Origin of the sequence: Rhodococcus opacus B4 (assembly GCF_000010805.1) — a bacterium.
GTDB lineage: Bacteria > Actinomycetota > Actinomycetes > Mycobacteriales > Mycobacteriaceae > Rhodococcus_F > Rhodococcus_F opacus_C.
On record NC_012520.1, the window covers coordinates 334308 to 351564 of the forward strand.

Consider the following 17257-nt stretch of genomic DNA (forward strand, 5'->3'; position numbering starts at 1 on the left):
GACACGGTGTCGGTCACACTGAACACCATGGACCGCCGCAGCCTGCACCCCGGAAACTGGAATGTGCGGGTGCGATCCACCGCGGCCGCAGTCCTTGCCGTCACGGTGTGCCTGCTCCTCGCCGGTGGTGCGCTCCTGTTCGTGCTGTACCGCAATCTCGAACACTCCGCCCGAGGCGCCGCCGACTCACGGTCCCACCAGATCATCGAGCAACTCCACTCTCAGCCGCCGCAGGAACTCGACGCATCGCTGCTCGCGACCGACGGCCAAATCGGGGCCGTCCACATCCTCGACAACCAGGGAAGCGTGCTCGTCACCTCGGCCGGGATTCCGTCGTCACCGGTCCTTGCCGCCCCGCTGCCACCCGGCGAGTCCGCCTACCTCGGAAACCTCCACTTCGGGCACGAACGCGACTACTGGGTCGCCGCCCACGGCACCATGTCCCCGAACGGGCCGGTCACCGTGGTCACCGGCGCCGACCGCGAACCGGTCGAAGGTGTCCTGGCCACTGTCGCGGCGCTCCTGGCGATCGGTGCCCCGATCGTCATCGGCTTCGTCGCCGTCGCCACCTACCGGCTCATCGGCGCGGCACTTCGCCCGGTGGAGCGGATCCGCGCCCGTGTGGCGTCGATCTCCACCGATCAACTCGACGAACGGGTTCCCGTGCCCGCGGCCCGGGACGAAGTCGCCGATCTCGCGGTCACCATGAACAGCATGCTCGCGCGGCTCGAGGCCGGGCACCTGGCCCAGCGGCGTTTCGTCGGCGACGCCTCGCACGAACTGCGCAGCCCGCTGGCGACCATCACCGCCGCCCTCGAGCTCGCACAATCCCGTCCCGAATTGATCGACACGGCCCTGGTCGACGAGTCGTTGCTTCCCGAAGCCCGGCGGATGCATGCGTTGCTCGAAGATCTTCTGTTGCTCGCGCGTGCCGACGAAGACTCACTGACCCACCTGCGCGTCGACGTCGATATCGACGATCTGATCCTGGCCGAACGCGCCCGCCTCCGGGGCCTTCCCGGCATCGTGGTCGCCGCCGCCGTCGACCCTGTCCGGGTGGCCGGGGATGCGGAGCAGCTGGCCCGGCTGGTCCGCAATCTCGTCGACAACGCCGTCCGCCACGCACACACCCGAATCGCCCTCGCCTGCCGCAGGTGCGAGGGAAGCGCCGTGATCGAGGTGGCCGACGACGGGCCGGGCATCGCCTCCGCGGACCGGGCCCGGATCTTCGAGCGGTTCGTCCGCCTCGACACTCCCCGAACCCGCGCATCCGGTGGTTCCGGACTCGGTCTCGCCATCGCCGCCGAAATCGTTGCCGCACACCACGGGTCGATCGAGGTCCGCGACCATGAAGGCGGGGGTGCACACTTCGTCGTCACCCTTCCGATCGGCGACGACAGCTACTCCTCCGAACCCATCGAATAGCCCACGCCGCGGACCGTGTCGATGCTCGTTGTGCCGAACGGGGCATCGATCTTGCGGCGAAGGTAGCCGATGTAGACCTCCACGATGTTGTCGTCGCCCTCGTAATTGGCGTCCCACACCGCTTGCAGAATATCGTGTTTGGTGACGACCGAGCCTGCGTGGCGCATCAGGAACTCGAGCACACTGTACTCGCGGGGAGTGAGCTGGAGGCGGGTCTCCCCACGGGTGACCCGCCGCATCGCCGGGTCCAACGAGAGTCCGGCAACACTCAGGACCGGCGGTCGCGGCGGGGCGCCGCGCCGCACCAGCGCCCGTAACCGGGCGATCAGCACCACGAACGAGAACGGTTTGATCAGATAGTCGTCGGCACCGAGGTCGAAGGCATCGGCGAGGTCGTATTCGCCGTCCTTGGCCGAGAGCATCAGCACCGGCGTCCACACCTGCTGCCGACGCATCTCCCGGACCACGTCGTACCCGTGTTTGCCAGGCAACATGATGTCGAGGACCACCACATCGAATCCGCCACCTACCGCAGCCGCCAGCCCGGCGACGCCGTCGTGTTCGACCTGCACGGTGCACCCGTCAGCCACCAAACCGCGGCGCACCGTCTCGGCCAGGCGCGTTTCGTCCTCGACCAGCAACACCCGCACCGCCGCCTCCTCCACAACATTCCCGCAACCAGTGGACCCCAACGGTACGACCGGGGTACCACCATCACCTGGTCCCTCCAGCGCCGGTGTCAGCGCGATCGCCCGGGTCGGGTCACGTCCGCACCCGGGATACGGCGACCCTCTTGGCGAGGTCGTCCCGGGCTGCGCCGGGTGCCATCCCGACGGTCGCCAAACCCAGTAGCACCCCGGCCAGCGCGAGCACCAGCGGTGCGGTCGCCGGTGTACCACCGACAGCCCCGGTCGATGCCAGCCAGAGGTGTTCCCAGCCGGGCAGCTCTGCCCATGTGTATTTGTGGTTGAGGACGCCGGTGTCGAGGTTCGCGCTCACGTGCTCGTACACCCCGAACAGAGCCGCCGGAGCGGCGCACAGAGCAACCAGCCGAGCCTGCACGATGGCGATCCGTGAGCGGTTGAACACGACGATCAACGTCGAGCAGAAGAGCACACTCAGCACAATCCACGGCACGATCTGCTCGGTGCTCCTCCAGTGCCGCAGCGATGCCAGTTCGATTGCGACGAACGCGCACGAGAGCACCGACAGCGCAAGCAGTGCCGCCTGAAACCGCGCGACGAGTCGTGCTTGACGCGCGCCGCCGCGTTCCGGGGCAACCTCATCGTGCATGGCCGCTCATTCTCCTACTGCGGGGCCAGGACACTCAAAATGGTGTCCAGAGTCTGTTGATCGATTCCGTATTTGCCCAATTCCTTCGTCAAGGTATCGGATATCGTGTCGGGACTGTAGGGGCCGTATTCGGTGACCTCCTTCGCCCACTTACCCGCGTTGCTGACTCCGGCTGCCTCGAACGCCGCCTGGATCTGGCTCTGGCTTGCCGTGTTCGGATCTACCTGAGCGACCTCCGTGGCACTGCCGCTGCCGCCTGGGGTCATGGTGGAGGACGCAACCACCGATGTTGTCGGACTCGCCGATGACCCGGTGCCACTGTCGTTGGAGCTGCATCCTGCAAGCAGGCCGGCAGAAATCAGAAGCGGGATACCGAACTGGACGCTCTTTTTCGTCATAGTGGTCAACCTACTTTCGGTGTCCGGCAGCACCCTGGCTGTCGGCTGGGAACAAGCTGGCAGAGCGCCACACGGGCCGCGACTGTCTCACGGGGAGCGCTCCCCGATACCCGGTCGACATGGTCGCCATGATTCGCGCTGGCCGCTGAAAAAGTGCTGAAAGTAGCGCCTGGCGTTGATAGGCGTCACCGCACGCCGCCCGCTGACCAACCGAGCCCGATAGCCCTCACTCGGCGCCGGTGAACGAGGGGGTGAGGCGTCGATATCGGGCCCTTTCAGGGGTTGACCTTCGAGTGGACTCGAAGGTTTACCGTGGCCGGTATGGCCGAGTTGCTGATCTCCGAACTGTCGCGCCGCAGCGGTGTCCCCGCGACGACGCTGCGCTATTACGAGCAGGTGGGTCTCCTGCCCGCCGCCCGCTCGCACTCCGGGTACCGCCTTTACGACGAGCACGCCGAACAGCGGTTGCGGTTCATCTCCGCGGCCAAGCGCCTGCATCTGCCGCTGCCGGAGATCTTCGAGCTGCTGACGGTGTGGGAGGACGAGGCCTGCCGGTCGGTGAAATCGCAGCTGCGACCAGCCCTCGACGCCCGGATCACCGAGGCAGCCAACGGGATCGACGAGCTGACCAGGCTGCACACCGAACTCGTCGCCGCGCGCGGGCGGCTCGACTCGTTGCCTGACCGTGCCGACCGCTGCGACCCGCAGTGCACCTTTCTCCTCGACCCTGTCACCGTGCAGGGGATGGACGTGGCGACGGCCGACCGGCCGATCGCGTGCACCCTCGACGGCGACGACTACCGCACCCGGATCGACGCCTGGCACTCCCTCCTCGACGGATGCCCCCGCGAGCAGGTCGATACCGGGGTCCGGGTCACCGTGCCCGCCGAGTCCGCTGCCGAGCTCGCCGCCCTGATCGTGGCCGAACAACACTGCTGCGCCTTCCTCGACTTCACCCTCGGCTTCGACCGCGACACCGTCGCGCTGACGATCACGGCCCCGGCCGATGCGCGGGCCCTGATCGACGACCTGATCACCCCGACGGCGCCGTGACCGTCGCCAGATCCGTTGCCCTGTTTGTGCTCGCCGCGATCTTCGAGATCGGCGGCGCCTGGCTCGTCTGGCAAGGGGTGCGCGAACAACGCGGTTGGCTCTGGGCCGGGTTCGGCGCACTGGCCCTCGGCGCGTACGGTTTCGTCGCCACTCTGCAGCCCGACGCGAACTTCGGCCGCATCCTGGCCGCCTACGGTGGAGTGTTCGTTGCCGGCTCCCTGCTGTGGGGCATGGCCTTGGACGGCTTCCGACCAGACCGCTTCGACGTCACGGGCGCACTGATCTGCCTCGTCGGACTCGCCGTCATCATGTACTCGCCGCGCTGACCCCACACGAACCAGTGAAGGGAGGTGTGAGGACCGGGGCGTGTGATGCGGTCCGGGATCGGATGGATCGGGTTGCGCTCTGCCGGGGGCGAAAGGAGTTGATGTATCTGCCGGCGGAGTCGCTCGGGTTCACGGTGGTGTAGCACTGACTCTGCCCGGCTCCCGAACTCCTGGGGGTGCGGACCGGTGCTGCGTGTGGGGCGTAATGGTGCTGTGATCGGGTCATCAACACAAACCAGCGATCAGTGTTCCTCTGTTGCCGGGCCGTGCTTCCAGGGATGATTCACGCGCGTCGCGGCAGCATCGTAAACATCGCATCGATGGCGGGATTTCACTACACCGTGAATCACGTGGCCTATGCGGTCGCCAAAGCCGGTGTAGTCGCACTCACCAGAGATGTGGGGTATGAAGCGGCGCCGCATGGAGTCCGGGTCAACGCCGTAGCGCCAGGCCCGATCGCAGCCCCGACGAGCTCTGCTCGCGAGCGGGATATCCTCGAGACCCTCGGTAATGCGGTGCCGCTTGGCGGATGCGCCGATCCACAGGATATCGCTGATGCTGTCGCGTACCTAGCGTCTGATCGCGCACGATACATAGTCGGCACGACGCTCATGGTTGCCGGCGGCGCCGACCTGCGAGTTAGTTAGGGGTCCAGTCGCATTCGTGCGCTTGGGCGGCGTAGCGCCAACGGTAGGTCGACTTGACCATGAGTTGGCGAAAGTATAAGCAATGCATCGTATTGCGTTTCTGGGTCGTTGGGGAATATGAGGCGGCAACCGCGGGATCGTCCCGGCTTTGTGAGGAACTGGCATGAAGCTCGGTGGCCCCGATCCTGCGGTGTCATGCTCTTCGCAACAGCGAAAGACCTTTTTGGCAAGGGGAGTGACCACCGTTTGGCCCAACTTGATGGTGTCGGCGAGGTTGCCGTCGGCACCGACGGTGACGTTGATCGTCTGGCCCGCCTGTGCATCCGGGTCGGTGGAGACGACTCCGGTGTGGTCACTACCGGCCGCCGACCATCGGACGGGGACATAGCCCCGGTTCCCGACGAAACGGCGCGAGGCATCGGTTCTGTCGAGGGCGGGCTGGGCGTCCCCGAGCAGAACCGCGGGCACCTGATGCACGGCGGCGCAGGGCCTGCGCCTGCTGCTCCAGCCGGGTGTGCGTCGCCGTCCCATACGCGGCGGCGAACGGGACCAACATCACCATCAACACCGCAGCGAGCAGCATGATCACCGCCTCGAGACGGTCACCGCGGCGCATCAGGCGATTGCGGCTCCACGGTCCGAGCCGCCACCACCGCATCGGCATTGGAAATGGCACCGGCGCCGGTGCCTCCCAGCGCATCACCCACCTCCGGCAGGATTGCCTCTGTCTCCTCCTCCGATTGTGCGACCGAATCCAGCCCGGCGCAGCCCCGCGTCAAGCGCAAAGTCAGAACCATCGCAGCAACAAGCGACTCGCCCGAGTTGGCCGGCATCCCTCGCCGACTCGGGCGACACCCATACACCCATCCGTCGCGACCGTCGTTGACAGCGGCGACGGCGCCCGCGCGGACTCCTCCGCCCAACCTCAGTACGTGGTCCGCCGAGCGACACCCATGAGGTGCGGCGGTCAACTGTCGGGGGTCACTCAACTGGCGCAGTCCATCTGCCCGCCGGAGGTATCGGCGAGGTGGTGAGAACCTCGAGGACGTACGATTCGTCGTCCTCCGGGACGGACGAGGCGGGCGACGGCCACGTCCGCGAGCGCGGTGACGAGCCAGGTCATCCCTGAAGAGGCGGGGCCTTGTCAAGGGTCGCGTTTTACGTGGTCGACACCCTCGCGCAGATCGGCGGGCAGCGATGATCCACGACGACAAGGCGCTCCTGTTTCGGCTCCATGCGGACAGCGCTGGGTGAGGGCCGGGGGTCAAGACGCAGCGCCCGCAGCGTGAGCGAGGACGAATGGTCTTGACGGTGGCCCGGCCCGGCGCACACTGGAATGAGCCCGAGAACAGGTCGAGGACCAAACGACGCGATTCGGTTTCGCTATGTGGTTGTGGTGCAACGTCTCCAGTGTGATGCGTATGGGGTTGGGCAGGGCCGAGCTTCCTCGGCTGGCCGGTCATCCCTTCGCCCGGCGGTGCGGGCATGGAGCGGTGCGCTGGCAATACGCGGGGTCAATCAGGACGACGACCACGCCGTTGGCACGGGGGTCAGACCTGGCAACGGCCGCGCGCGTGTTGCGTCCGGGGTGCTCACGCCGTTGCCCTCTGGGGCCAACGCGCGGATCTCTCCGTCACGCAGCCCGTAGTAGACGAGGGTGAGCAGTTGCGGGCCGCGGCGACCTTGGCGATGTTCCGGCCGCGGCGGGCCTCGATGCGTTGGCGGTCGACCGAGATCTTCGTGCCGGCGGGTTCCCGTTGGATGGCCTCCACCGCCGCCCAGTGCACCAGTTTGGAGCCCTGCTTCGTGATGTGCCCGCGGTGAACGACGGTGTCGGACTCGCGGTGCTTGGGGGTCAGACCGGCCCACGAACACAGGTGGCCGGGGTCGGCGAAGCGGTGCACGTCACCGATCTCCGCGACGAACACCGCCGCCAGGGTGGGGCCGACCCCGGGCAGCGCCTGAATCGCCCGATAGCCAGGATGGCCACGCAACTCGGCGGCGATCCGGTCGAAGAATCGTCCCTCGTGCGCGTCGAGGACGTCGATCAGCTCGAGCAGCGAAATCACCCGCTGCGCGTACGCGACGCCGAGCGGCACCTGCGTCAGACGCTCACGCCCCTCGACGCCGAACAGGTCCGATACCCGGATCAACACCCCGGCCTTGGCGAGCACCGAGTGGACCTGGGCCTTGAGCCCGGAGCGCAAGGCCACCAGCTTCGCTCGATAGCGCACCAGCTCGCGCAACTCCCGTGTGGCGGGCGGGGCAATCCACGCCTCGGGCAACCGGTGCATCCGGAGCAGGTCCGCCAGATCTCCGGCGTCGCGTACATCGTTCTTCACCCTCCGATACCGGAAACCCTTGACACCCAGAGGATGTGCGAGATGCACGCACGCGCCGGCGGCCTGCAGGGCATCGACCGCCCAGTACCAGCCATAGGTCGCCTCGAGCACCACCTCCGGGTTCGCGCCGGCCTTCTCGATCTGCAGTCCCAACGCCACCGGATCGTTGACGATCCGCACCGCCGACAATTGTTCGCCCTCCGCCGTCTGGCGGACGATCACCGACCGCTGCCGGTGCAGATCGATCCCGACGACCTGACTTCCGTCATACTCGTTCATAGGGGCCTCCTCCGTCGTGACGAACTGACACCCCCAGCATTCGCCGGGAACCACGAGGAGAGGGAGGCCCCGCCCCTTTCATCGCATCAGGATCGGTTGCGGCAGTTCGTCGCTGGCCTCGGCGCCGGTAACAGGGCCACATCGGCTGCAGCTGACCACCAGGACGTGGCCGTGGGGCTGACAGCGAGCCCAGTGATGTCGCTCGCGGACACGGTGGCGGGCGTCGAGGTGCAGCCAGAGGAAAGCGAGGTCGTCGCGGTGGGGGATGGTGTCGCCGCGGTGGTGGGCAGGTGTCCGCAGGTCGGACAGGCCATAGGGCCGATTTGGGCGCGCAGCTGCTCCGCAGCAACTGTTGATGTGGAACCACACTCGGTACCCGTCACCATGACGGACTCGGACGGCTGCTGAGGTAGGCGGCGGTACAGGATGGAGCGGGTCAGTCCGGTCTTGTCGGTGATCTCGGCGACGGTGGCGCCGTCATTTCGCAGTTGGATGGCGTAGGCGAGTTGGGCGTCGGTGACCACGCTGGGACGGCCGACCCGGCGACCCTTCTCGGTGGCCACCGACCGGGCATGGGCGGCGCGCTCGACCGCATAGGTGCGTTCCATCTGCCTGAACAAGGCGAGCAGCACCAGCGCCAACTGTGCCATCAGATCGTCGGGATTCGTCGAGTCGATCCGGATCGGGTCGGCCAGGTTCCGGAAACTTATGCCGCGCTGGTGCAGGTCGTGGATCAGGTTGAGGGTGTCGGTGCCGGTCCGGCCGAGCCGGTCGAGGTGTGCACCGCGATGACATCGCCCGTGCGGGCGTATCCCAGCAAAGCCTGCAGCCCAGGACGGTCGGTGCTGACCCCGGACTTCTTGTCCACGTAGATATTCGTCTGGTCGATCCAGGCCTTCGTGAGCGCATCGATCTGCCGCCGCGCGAGGTCCTGCTTGCTCGTCGACACCTTCAGGTTTCATGTGCGAGGTTCACGGCCTTGATGGCTGCGTCCTGCAGTTCGACGGTCGCACCCTTCGATGCGCGTCGGTCTTACAGTCGGGTTCCGCCCGGAGGAGAAGAGCGGCGCGGAGTACGGGGGTGACGCGCTCGATGACACTGTCCGGTGGCGGGGGAACACGGTTCTCGCCGTCGCGGATCGCGTAGTCATCGTCCCGCGGGCTCATGGCGTTGATTCTCCTCCGGGCGTCCTGAGCGCGGGTATCACCGACAGGTCAACGGGTAGGTCACAGACTACGAAAAATGGCCTCTGACCGGCAATTTTTATTGTGACGCCGGTAGGATGTGAACCTGTGGTGCGGATTCACCCGGGCCCGCAGATCGGTCCGGAGCCTGCCCGCCCGGCGGTCACGATCCCGCCACCCGCGAGGAGCCCACACACACCAGCGCGCCGATCTCGCGGATCCCGACCCGGCGAGGTGATAACTCGATCCCATTGCCGACACTCCCCACCACCCGTGTGGCAGACATCGCCCGCACGCTGTGCGGAGATGGACCCATTCTGACCGGCGAACTCGTCACCGCCGACCGCGCCGGCACGGCAATCGTCGTGGATACGCGAAGTCGGTTCTGGTACGTCGGCGGGGACGGGTGCGGCACAAATGCGCCGGTCAGGTGTTGTTCTACGATCACCTCCACACGATCCGGAACGAGGCCGGTGAGGGCGGGGAACCCGACGGAGAAAGTCATCACCACCGGCTGCGACGCCCTCCGGCGTACCGCGCAGGGAGGGCCGGAGAAGCGTTCGACGAGTCGCAAAGCCGGCGATCGGATGCCTGATCCGGGTCGTCGACGCGAGGAACCCGACAGCGCCGCCCCTTCGAGCAGTGGCGCCGGCTCATGGTGTGAGCCGAAGCCTCGACTATCCTTGATCCCGCCGGCTTCGACGAGACATGGAAGCAACTGAAGGAACACCGATGCGCATCTACAGCGAGCATCGCGCGTCGGCGATCACGTATGCGATCGATTGCGTGGAAACATTTCTAGCCGACGATCCGACGATGAGTGGCACAGCAGTGCTCGATGAACTCCGTCGGATGCGTGCACTCCTGGACGATAGGGTCGACATCGTTCGCCATTGCGGCACGCCGATCAAGCGAGACTATCCGCAATCCGAGTGGCGGCACACTGACATCAGTGGGTCACGCGGTTGCCGGGCAGCCAGCTTTGATCCAGATGCAGCGCCAGACGAGTCGGCGTGGAACGACTCGCTGAAGAGATCGATGAAGGCGGAGCCTGCGAAGGGCTCGGAGCTCTCCTGACGCAGTCAGGGCGCCGATGTGCCGTCCGGGCCGAAACCCACGTCGTGACACGTTCCTCGTTGCAGCAAGCCTGTCGGCGACCGCCGGTGGGGTTCCGAACTGTGTCGATCGAACAGCTCGAGGGAACCGGCGGCACCGAAGCGGATGCGGTGCCCGCCGTTGGGTGGGGACTGACGCCGGACCGGATGGAGGCGGCGGCCCACACGGATCGCTGGCACCCACAGCTCGGCGTAGCCCGGAGCCCTGGAATCTCACGAGTGCGGGCCGCCGAGGTCGCGGGTCAGATCGAAGGCGAGCACCCGGTCGAGGTGGATAAAGGTTTCGAATTTGGCGCCCGGGGCGATCGCGGCGTCGGACTCGAGGTGGCGCATCAGGTCGAGAACCGCCGGCACGTCGAGGTTTCGGTCGAATGCGCGATACGCGGCTTCGATGATGTCTGCGGGCATCGGGACGGAGATGTGCGTGCTCCAGTCGGCGACGCGCTGCCGCCATCGATGCAACAGCCGCGCGGCGTCGGCGATCGTTTCCATCGTCGGCGGCGCCTGCTGCCGGTAGTGCGTCGAGAGCAGCACACAACGCAGCGTCAACGGATCATGACCGGCGTGGATCAGATCGTCGAGCGGCTCGGACCCGACCGCGCCACCGACTGTCAGAGCAGGCTCTGCAGTTTCGTCCCCGGCGGCGGTCACCATGAGCACGACCGGGGCGCCGACTGCGGCCGCGGCGGCATCGGCGGAATCGAAGACTCCTACCGGTGGGCGGATCATCCACGCGTCGAGATTGCCTGGCGTGACGAGTGAACCAGGGCAGGGGGCGAGGAGGGTAAGTGTGACCTGCGAGCGGTGCACATCCTCGAGCACCCGTCGGGTCAGGTCGGCGACCAGGAGTGTGCGGACCGCACCGACCGTCAAGGAACGGTCCGAGGAGGGCACGCGTACGCACAGGTGCACGACGCTGCCCGGCGTACCGAGTGTGGCGGTGAGTGTGGCGCCCGAGAGGATCAGCATCTTCTCAGTCTCGTCCCGGCCGCCTTCGCCCGCGACAGCCCGCGCTGGACGGGCGCCGGTGCCAGACCGTCCTGAGACCAATGTCGGTGAGCGCGGGACCGGCCGGTGCGAGCGGGACGGCATTGCGGGAGATCGCGGTCGGGGCCCACGGAGAAATTGGATGCTCAATGCGACACAGACACGCCGCGGACATAGATGCTCCAGAGGGTGAGTCGGTCGAAGAGCGGATTGCCCGGCGACGGGGTCGTTTCCGGGGACCCGGCACCGTGCATGATCAGGGCGGCGATGACGGCGCCGATCGTGGACAGATAGATGGGCGGGTCGGCCACGCCCGGCGCGGTGTGATCGAGGTGGAAGGACACAGCCGTTTGTGCCCGGTGGGTTCTCCCGGTAGGCGGCTACGAGTTCTCCCCGGGTGACGGCCAAATCGGGCCAGTGGCCAGAGCCGGACGCCGCCGATGGGTGGACTGGCGGTACGAGATCGGCGTGACGGCTGTCGTGGGCCCATGCCTGGACGCCGAGGTGCCGCAGTGCGGGGTGGCGACCAGGGCTCGGTCCAGCAGGGAGCCGAACAGCCACGCCGACCACGACCACTCCCCTCCCGCCCGGTACGGACGATCGGGGCGGGAGGGGAATGCACCGGCAGCACCGGTGCCGCGGGCCCAGGAGGGTTGCGGCGGACGTGTGTGGATCGGGGACGCCCGAAATTGTGAATCGGCGCCCACGGCCCTCGAAGGGGGCGCACCCCGCCGCAGCGAGATCACACCCGAATCCCGGTGATCGAGGTGAACTCTCGACGGGAGGGATGCGCATGACGCTGAGGAGCTCCTGGGAACGTTGGTGTTCGCGTCGACCTTCATGATCGGGGGAGCGGGTCGTCGCTGCTGCGGCGCCGGTGCGGTATTGGGCGTGGCCGGTGACGGCATCGGTGTGCGTTGCCGGCGGGGTGTGGTGGTCTTTTCCCGCGTCCTCCGCATTCGTGCGGCGGGGGCCAATCCGTCGGTGCCGAGGTCCGGTGACCATCGGTGGATCGGTGATCTGGTGCGGCACTCTGGAGGTCGACGAAAACCATTCCCGTGCTGGGGTATTGGTTGCCGAGCGAGGCGGATCGGGTGGACTGAGGTGCCGATTCTGCCGCGCCGGGCGTGCGGAGGTCGGTGCACCGGCCGTCGGGTCGGTTTCGTGTGCGCTGCAAGAACTCCCGCCGCGGATGCGACTTGTCCGGCCGCCGCGGCAGGGCTGGGTCCTCAGGCGTCGAAGCGGGGGCCGTGCACCGCGTCGTTCACCTGGGCATCCGCGTACCCGCAGCAGTAGTCCCAGGTGGCGTACGCCTCGGGGGTGGGGGCGTAGGCGGGCTCGTGCGGGCGGGCGGGGCCGCCGACCAGAAGCTGGAGGAGGTCGGCGCGGAGCATGTCCCAATCCCTGTAGTGATCGTGCCGGCAGTCCTCGCAGTGTTCGACGAGACCGCGGATCCCGCGAGGTGCCAGCAGCGCCTCGAACACGGCGAGGTCGGCCAGGTCCGCCTCCACGGCGAGCCGCTCCTGGGGATCGAGTGGCCGGTCCGGTTCGAGGGCGTCGAGGGCGGCGGCGGGGTCGGTGGGGTCGCCGGCGAACGGGTCCAGGGGCAGGCCGGGAGGCAGTTGATCGCGCACAGCGCCACGGTACGGGTCGAGTTGCGACGGCGGGGCATCGGCGGGGCACGCATGCCTGGTGTGCGTCTGTCGGTTCGTCTTCTCATCCGATCGTTTTCGAGATATGCGGGCCGGGTCGGGGACGTTTCGGCTCATGTGGTTGACGTCTGGCAGGGCTACGTCTTCTCGGTCTCGATCCGGTACTTCCTCATGCTGACATCGACCTTCCTTCCCTGTTCGGCGAGATCAAACCTGGTACGGAAGCCTCCGGAGAGTTGGGAAGCGTTCCGGACGCGGCGTCGTGTGGTCCCACACCGGTTCCCCACACGTCGCGGTGGGCTGCGCGTCGTCGACATCGGTCGATCGGTCAATCCGGGTAGTAACCACGGCCGTGATGCGCACGTTGCGAACAGGACCGGGGTTCATGTCTGAGCTGCCCGGAGAGAAGCCGGGTGTGGCGACGCGGTGGCCGGCTGCCTCGCCGCCGATGACGGTCACCGAGTTGGTGGCCCGCAGGGGGGACCTGAAAGGTGAGCTGCTGGACTTCGCCCAGCATGCCCGTTTCGGCAGGCAGTTGACCACCCTGATGCGGGCCGCGGCCGATCTCGGTCCGCTGGACGAGGGCATCCTCGTCCGCACCCTCGATCATTTCGTCCTGGAGAACCGGCTCCGCGACGGCGGCACGGTGGTGGAACGGTTCGTCGCGCAACAGCGGCCGCGCCTGACCGAGGACGAGTCCCAGATGCTGCTGGGTTGGCGCGATGTCGTCGAGGGTTACTTCGAGGTCCACCCGGCAGGCGACGGTATCGGCACCACCGTCTTTCACAACCTCGTCGACGACCTGCGTTATCGGGTGCACTCCAATATCGGCCCCGACGTGTTCGCCACGGTGCGGCCCAAGATGTTCGTGTACGGCCGGATCGTGCCCGTTCATCCCGCCACCGGCCACTGGTTGATCAGCGGTCACCGGGGGTTCCTTTCCGGCCTCCGTCGGCCCGACCCTGGCCCGGGCCGCATGGAGGTGGTGGCCGCCGACCCGGGGTTGCTGCGCCGCAATCGCGATCTGTACGAGCGGGCCTGGCAGTTGCAGGCCGACGACCGTGCCGCATTCGTCGACCTGTTCGGGTCCGATCTGGTGATTCTGCCGCCCACCACGGCCCCGGCACGGCTGATCGAACACTACCGGCGCCGCCTGGCTCAGGTCGGTGCCTCCGTCGAGGCCGACGGTACGCCCACCCACCCGGCGGCGCCGGGCGCCCTCACCGCCGAGGAGATGGGCCGACTGCCCGAGGATTACCTCGACGCGGACACCGTCGGGTTGATCTACGACGAGACCGAGGGCCTGAACTATTACCGCGACTTCGGCCGTCTGGATGCGATGTTCGCCGATCCCGCGTTGGCCGGCGACCACACCCACATCACCGTTCTCCGCGGATATCTCGACGACGACACGGTCTCGGCCCTGCCGCTGCGCCGACTGGCCGGGCGCCACCCGGCGGCGTCGACGGTCCTCCGGGTCCTGCTGCGCAGGCCCGGCTTCTCCCGGCAGCGCGACGGCGAAGACCTGCTGCGCACCCGTAAGGGGGCGTTCTTCGGGCAGCCGGCGGCCCCGAGATTTACCGTCACCGGTGACCGCCTCGCCGAACTCCTGTACACCCCGAGTAGTGAGGAGGGCACTGTCGCGTCTGGCGATCCCGGGTCGATGGGTCGGTCGGTGATCGGTGTGACTGACTGACGTTGTGGTGGTGAGATGTTCGTGGCGGACAGGCGCCCGTCGAAGATGCTCTGGACGGCGTTCAACGCGTTCGATCAGGGTGGGGTGTGTGGGTTCGGTGGGTCGCCGGGGATTTGGGTGAGGGTCCAGTCGCGGCGTTCGGTGAGGGCGCGGTGTAGGTGTTGTGTCCAGCGGCGGCGTTCGTCGCTCCCGCGATCGTGGCTGATCGTGATTCGCCTGGTCCACCTTTCGGGTATCCCGCGGTCGTTGATCGCCAGCCCGATGACGACCCGAAGATCGGGATCGGGGGCTCCGGTGACCACGATGCGGCCGGGTTCGCCGCCCATCTCCATCCGGGCGCCGAGCACCGCGGCGACCGCTTCGGCCACCTCGAGCACGGACTGCGCCCCGACCACGTCGATGTGGTCGACTTCGGTCATCTCGGTCCTCCATTTCCGTACCGGAGGGGCCGTACATCGCCGGTACCGTCGACCGAATCACATCACGCACCTCGGTCGGCGGTCGAGTGGCACCGGCGGCCCGTGCATCGGACCGATCAGACGACGTCGCCGCGGCGAGCGGCGCGCCGTTCCCGGTGGGCGTGGTCTTCGGGGCGTGGGTGCCTCGATATCGGTACCGTCGGTGCCCGTGGGCACCAAGGGGCAGCGGCGAGCCGATCGGGCGCTGGTCGCCGCATATCACGAGGCCCGGCTGGGTGAGCTGATCGAGTGTGTCGCTGCCGAGGTGGACCGCTTCCGGGCCGGTGAGGTGGACGCGTACGCCGTCGATGAGGCCCTGCACCACTATCATCTCGCGGCGAAACAACTGTGGACGTTCTGCTGGTCCGGATCCGGCGCCCAGGTCGAGTTCACCGCGCGTGCGGTGGAACGGCTAGCGGCAGACGGCGAGGCGATCGACTGGTGGGAACGCGCCACACCTCGCCGCCGGGAGTAATACACGTCCGCTGCCGCGAGCGTCGGTGCGAGCCGGGGACGGTGAAGGCCTGCCACCGTATTGTGGTCAGCGCCGCTCGCTCCCATTTTCGGGCGGCCTCGACCCGTCGGCCGGTACACAGTGCGACCCGCGATTGGCCAGCAGGGCAAGGGGCCAGCACTGGTACGCCAGTTCACAGGTATTCACCGGCGGTGAGGGTGACGGCGATGATCGCTGCGGCGGCCCTCACTGTGACCGAAACACACCGCCCGTGGTTACTAAACACTCGCAGTCTCAAACTCAGGTGCGGGCGTGACCGACGATGTCCTCCGTGAACGCCTGCATCATCTCGGCGGTGAGGGTGGGACGCACCGTGCCGATCACGTCCAGGTAGTCCTGGGTGCCGGCGTGGCAGCGTCCACCCGAATCGACGCTGCACTCGAAGGTCGCCTGTGCAACGGTCCGTGCCGCGTGCGCGACATCGGCGGGCGTGTAGCCCTCGGTCGCCGCAACGAGGGCAGACACGTCGACCTGCTCGTTGCCGAGGTACCGCTCCCACAGGGCGTGCCGGGCCTCCGAGTCGGGCGCCCCGATCGGCAGCACATAGTCGAAACGTCCGTGTCGAAGGAATGCATCATCCAGTGCTCGAACGGAATTGGTCGCGCACACCAGTAACCGTCCGCTGCGTTCGCGGAAGTTGACGATCGACTTCAGCAGTTCGTTCACCACCCCGACGGACTGCGAACCGGGCCGGCGGCGGGCCGCCACCTCCTCCACCTCGTCGATGAAGACGACGACGTGCTCGAGTTCACCCATCGACGCGAACGCCTCCCCGAGACCGGCGGCGAGCCCGTTCTCGCCGGCCGCGAGCCGCGATGGGAACAGTTCGACGAACGGCCAGCCGAGCCGGCTGGCGATGGCACGCGCGAACGTCGTCTTCCCGGTTCCCGGCGGTCCGAACAGCACCACCGCGCGCGGTGCCGCCACCCCGTGGTCGGCGGCCAGCGCCGGCCTCGACAGCGGGAGCACGATCTTGCGTTCGATCAGCGACTTCTCCCGGGTCATTCCGGCGACCTGTTTCCACAGTCCGGCGGGCGGCACCGCACCGCCGAGAGTCGCCAGGACCCCGGCCGTGCGGGGCGACACCGTCCCGAGCTTCTCGTAGTACGTGACTCCGCTGCGGGTAGTGAATCCGGAATTGCTCAGCGCGGTGGCACCTGTCTCACCTTCGGGGAGGAGCGCGCTCACTCGTCGCACTCCTTTGGCGAGGAGCTGGTGCTCGAGCTGAGACAACAGGGCGCTGCCGAGCCCTTGACCCCGCCATTCGGGATCGAGGGAGAGGCGCATGACCCAGGCGCGGTCCTCGTCGACGCGAGCAACTGCCGTCCCGATGATGTGCCCGTCCCGCACCGCGACGACGGCGGGGTGACGGTTCAGCAGACTCCCGACCACATCCGAGAGCGCGAACAGGGGCAGTTGGTCCGTGGTGGTGGAACTGCTGTCCATGCGCACGACGGCCTCGAGGTCCTCGGGTTCGAAGTCTCGGATGGTCCAGGCGTCCATGCGCCCTCCCTGAAGTGGATGGCGAAATCCTCAGCGTACGTCTGCGGTGCGTACTTGTTAACCGCCCGCGATCTGGGCGACGGTGTGTTCCCCGGAGTCGTGCCGGCGTTGAGCGAGTTCGATCCGGTCCGCGCTGAGCTTCGAGGGCCGTCCACCCTCACGTCAGCGGGCACGGGCGGCCAGCCGCGCTCCGTCTTTCGGTCGCGGAATTGGACCGCGGTGACGGCCAGGGTGACCACGGAAGGGCGGCGGAGAAGTAGATCATCGTGTCGCCCAGCTGGGTTTGGGTGCCTGGTAGCCGACGATCGCCGTGCTTCTCGCCATTCCCAGGTATCGGTCGTCAGCGGGGTCCAGACGGTGGTCACGGCGGCGAGAACGAAGAGTG

At 67.5% G+C, this 17257-nt stretch carries 17 protein-coding genes and 2 pseudogenes; 7 read left to right on the forward strand and 12 right to left on the reverse strand.

All coding sequences use genetic code 11. From position 1 onward, the window contains the following. Positions 1 to 6 precede the first annotated feature (6 nt). Positions 7 to 1425, forward strand: coding sequence for a sensor histidine kinase (locus ROP_RS37560; RefSeq protein ID WP_007297135.1), 1419 nt, complete (start codon positions 7 to 9; stop codon positions 1423 to 1425). Here the strand turns inward: ROP_RS37560 and ROP_RS37565 are convergent. From ROP_RS37565 to ROP_RS37575, 3 genes are all read right to left on the reverse strand, one after another. Then, a complete protein-coding gene (locus tag ROP_RS37565) occupies positions 1401 to 2075 on the reverse strand; it encodes a response regulator transcription factor (RefSeq protein ID WP_007297134.1) in 675 nt (224 codons plus the stop codon). The genes ROP_RS37560 and ROP_RS37565 overlap by 25 nt on opposite strands. A gap of 112 nt (positions 2076 to 2187) precedes the next feature. Then, on the reverse strand, positions 2188 to 2718 hold the full coding sequence (locus tag ROP_RS37570; protein WP_007297133.1) for a hypothetical protein: 531 nt from the start codon (positions 2716 to 2718) through the stop codon (positions 2188 to 2190). Positions 2719 to 2732: 14 nt separating this feature from the next. Continuing rightward, the gene (locus ROP_RS37575; protein ID WP_039951123.1) at positions 2733 to 3116 is read right to left on the reverse strand and encodes a hypothetical protein; all 384 of its coding nucleotides are present in this window, start codon (positions 3114 to 3116) and stop codon (positions 2733 to 2735) included. A 321-nt stretch (positions 3117 to 3437) separates the two neighbouring features. On the opposite strand from ROP_RS37575, the gene ROP_RS37580 reads away from it, so the two are divergent. The 3 genes from ROP_RS37580 to ROP_RS41965 all read left to right on the forward strand — a co-directional run bounded on the left by ROP_RS37580 (position 3438) and on the right by ROP_RS41965 (position 5142). Beyond that, complete coding sequence (locus tag ROP_RS37580; protein WP_007297131.1) at positions 3438 to 4169, forward strand: MerR family transcriptional regulator; 732 nt, start codon at positions 3438 to 3440, stop codon at positions 4167 to 4169. After that, positions 4166 to 4495 (forward strand): YnfA family protein, encoded by a 330-nt coding sequence (locus tag ROP_RS37585; RefSeq protein WP_007297130.1) that lies wholly within the window; start codon positions 4166 to 4168, stop codon positions 4493 to 4495. Before ROP_RS37580 ends, ROP_RS37585 begins: the two co-directional genes overlap by 4 nt. Positions 4496 to 4719: 224 nt before the next feature. Then, the gene (locus tag ROP_RS41965; protein WP_080512618.1) at positions 4720 to 5142 is read left to right on the forward strand and encodes an SDR family NAD(P)-dependent oxidoreductase; all 423 of its coding nucleotides are present in this window, start codon (positions 4720 to 4722) and stop codon (positions 5140 to 5142) included. A gap of 602 nt (positions 5143 to 5744) precedes the next feature. Here ROP_RS41965 and ROP_RS43290 read toward each other — a convergent pair. The 3 genes and pseudogenes from ROP_RS43290 to ROP_RS44595 all read right to left on the reverse strand — a co-directional run bounded on the left by ROP_RS43290 (position 5745) and on the right by ROP_RS44595 (position 8712). Next, positions 5745 to 5975: a hypothetical protein gene (locus ROP_RS43290; RefSeq protein WP_007297128.1), complete on the reverse strand. Its 231-nt coding sequence runs from the start codon at positions 5973 to 5975 to the stop codon at positions 5745 to 5747. 759 nt (positions 5976 to 6734) lie between these two features. Continuing rightward, positions 6735 to 7763 carry an IS110 family transposase gene (locus ROP_RS37595; protein WP_007297127.1) on the reverse strand — a complete coding sequence of 343 codons (1029 nt, stop codon included), beginning with the start codon at positions 7761 to 7763 and terminating at the stop codon, positions 6735 to 6737. 78 nt (positions 7764 to 7841) lie between these two features. Continuing rightward, positions 7842 to 8712 (reverse strand): annotated as a pseudogene (locus ROP_RS44595) (recombinase family protein). Positions 8713 to 9679: 967 nt separating this feature from the next. Here ROP_RS44595 and ROP_RS37610 point away from each other — a divergent pair. Continuing rightward, positions 9680 to 10024, forward strand: a complete 345-nt coding sequence (locus ROP_RS37610; protein ID WP_007297124.1) for a hypothetical protein — start codon at positions 9680 to 9682, stop codon at positions 10022 to 10024. Positions 10025 to 10275: 251 nt separating this feature from the next. Here the strand turns inward: ROP_RS37610 and ROP_RS37615 are convergent, their stop codons facing one another. The 3 genes from ROP_RS37615 to ROP_RS37625 all read right to left on the reverse strand — a co-directional run bounded on the left by ROP_RS37615 (position 10276) and on the right by ROP_RS37625 (position 12683). After that, the gene (locus ROP_RS37615; protein ID WP_007297123.1) at positions 10276 to 11031 is read right to left on the reverse strand and encodes a hypothetical protein; all 756 of its coding nucleotides are present in this window, start codon (positions 11029 to 11031) and stop codon (positions 10276 to 10278) included. A 164-nt stretch (positions 11032 to 11195) separates the two neighbouring features. Continuing rightward, complete coding sequence (locus tag ROP_RS37620; protein WP_231869111.1) at positions 11196 to 11360, reverse strand: hypothetical protein; 165 nt, start codon at positions 11358 to 11360, stop codon at positions 11196 to 11198. 918 nt (positions 11361 to 12278) lie between these two features. Beyond that, positions 12279 to 12683 (reverse strand): DUF5319 domain-containing protein, encoded by a 405-nt coding sequence (locus tag ROP_RS37625; RefSeq protein WP_007297121.1) that lies wholly within the window; start codon positions 12681 to 12683, stop codon positions 12279 to 12281. A gap of 403 nt (positions 12684 to 13086) precedes the next feature. Here ROP_RS37625 and ROP_RS37630 point away from each other — a divergent pair, with 403 nt between their 5' ends. Further along, positions 13087 to 14397, forward strand: coding sequence for a hypothetical protein (locus ROP_RS37630; RefSeq protein WP_231869112.1), 1311 nt, complete (start codon positions 13087 to 13089; stop codon positions 14395 to 14397). 74 nt (positions 14398 to 14471) lie between these two features. Here ROP_RS37630 and ROP_RS37635 read toward each other — a convergent pair whose 3' ends face one another. After that, complete coding sequence (locus tag ROP_RS37635; protein ID WP_007297119.1) at positions 14472 to 14816, reverse strand: hypothetical protein; 345 nt, start codon at positions 14814 to 14816, stop codon at positions 14472 to 14474. A 208-nt stretch (positions 14817 to 15024) separates the two neighbouring features. Between ROP_RS37635 and ROP_RS37640 the strand changes: the two genes are divergently transcribed. Then, positions 15025 to 15330 carry a hypothetical protein gene (locus ROP_RS37640; protein ID WP_012686916.1) on the forward strand — a complete coding sequence of 102 codons (306 nt, stop codon included), beginning with the start codon at positions 15025 to 15027 and terminating at the stop codon, positions 15328 to 15330. A gap of 279 nt (positions 15331 to 15609) precedes the next feature. On the opposite strand, the gene ROP_RS37645 is transcribed toward ROP_RS37640, so the two are convergent. Then, on the reverse strand, positions 15610 to 16872 hold the full coding sequence (locus ROP_RS37645; protein WP_007297117.1) for an ATP-binding protein: 1263 nt from the start codon (positions 16870 to 16872) through the stop codon (positions 15610 to 15612). Positions 16873 to 16929: 57 nt separating this feature from the next. Then, positions 16930 to 17013: pseudogene (locus ROP_RS44605) on the reverse strand (Hin recombinase); the annotation flags it as partial. Positions 17014 to 17257 lie beyond the last annotated feature (244 nt).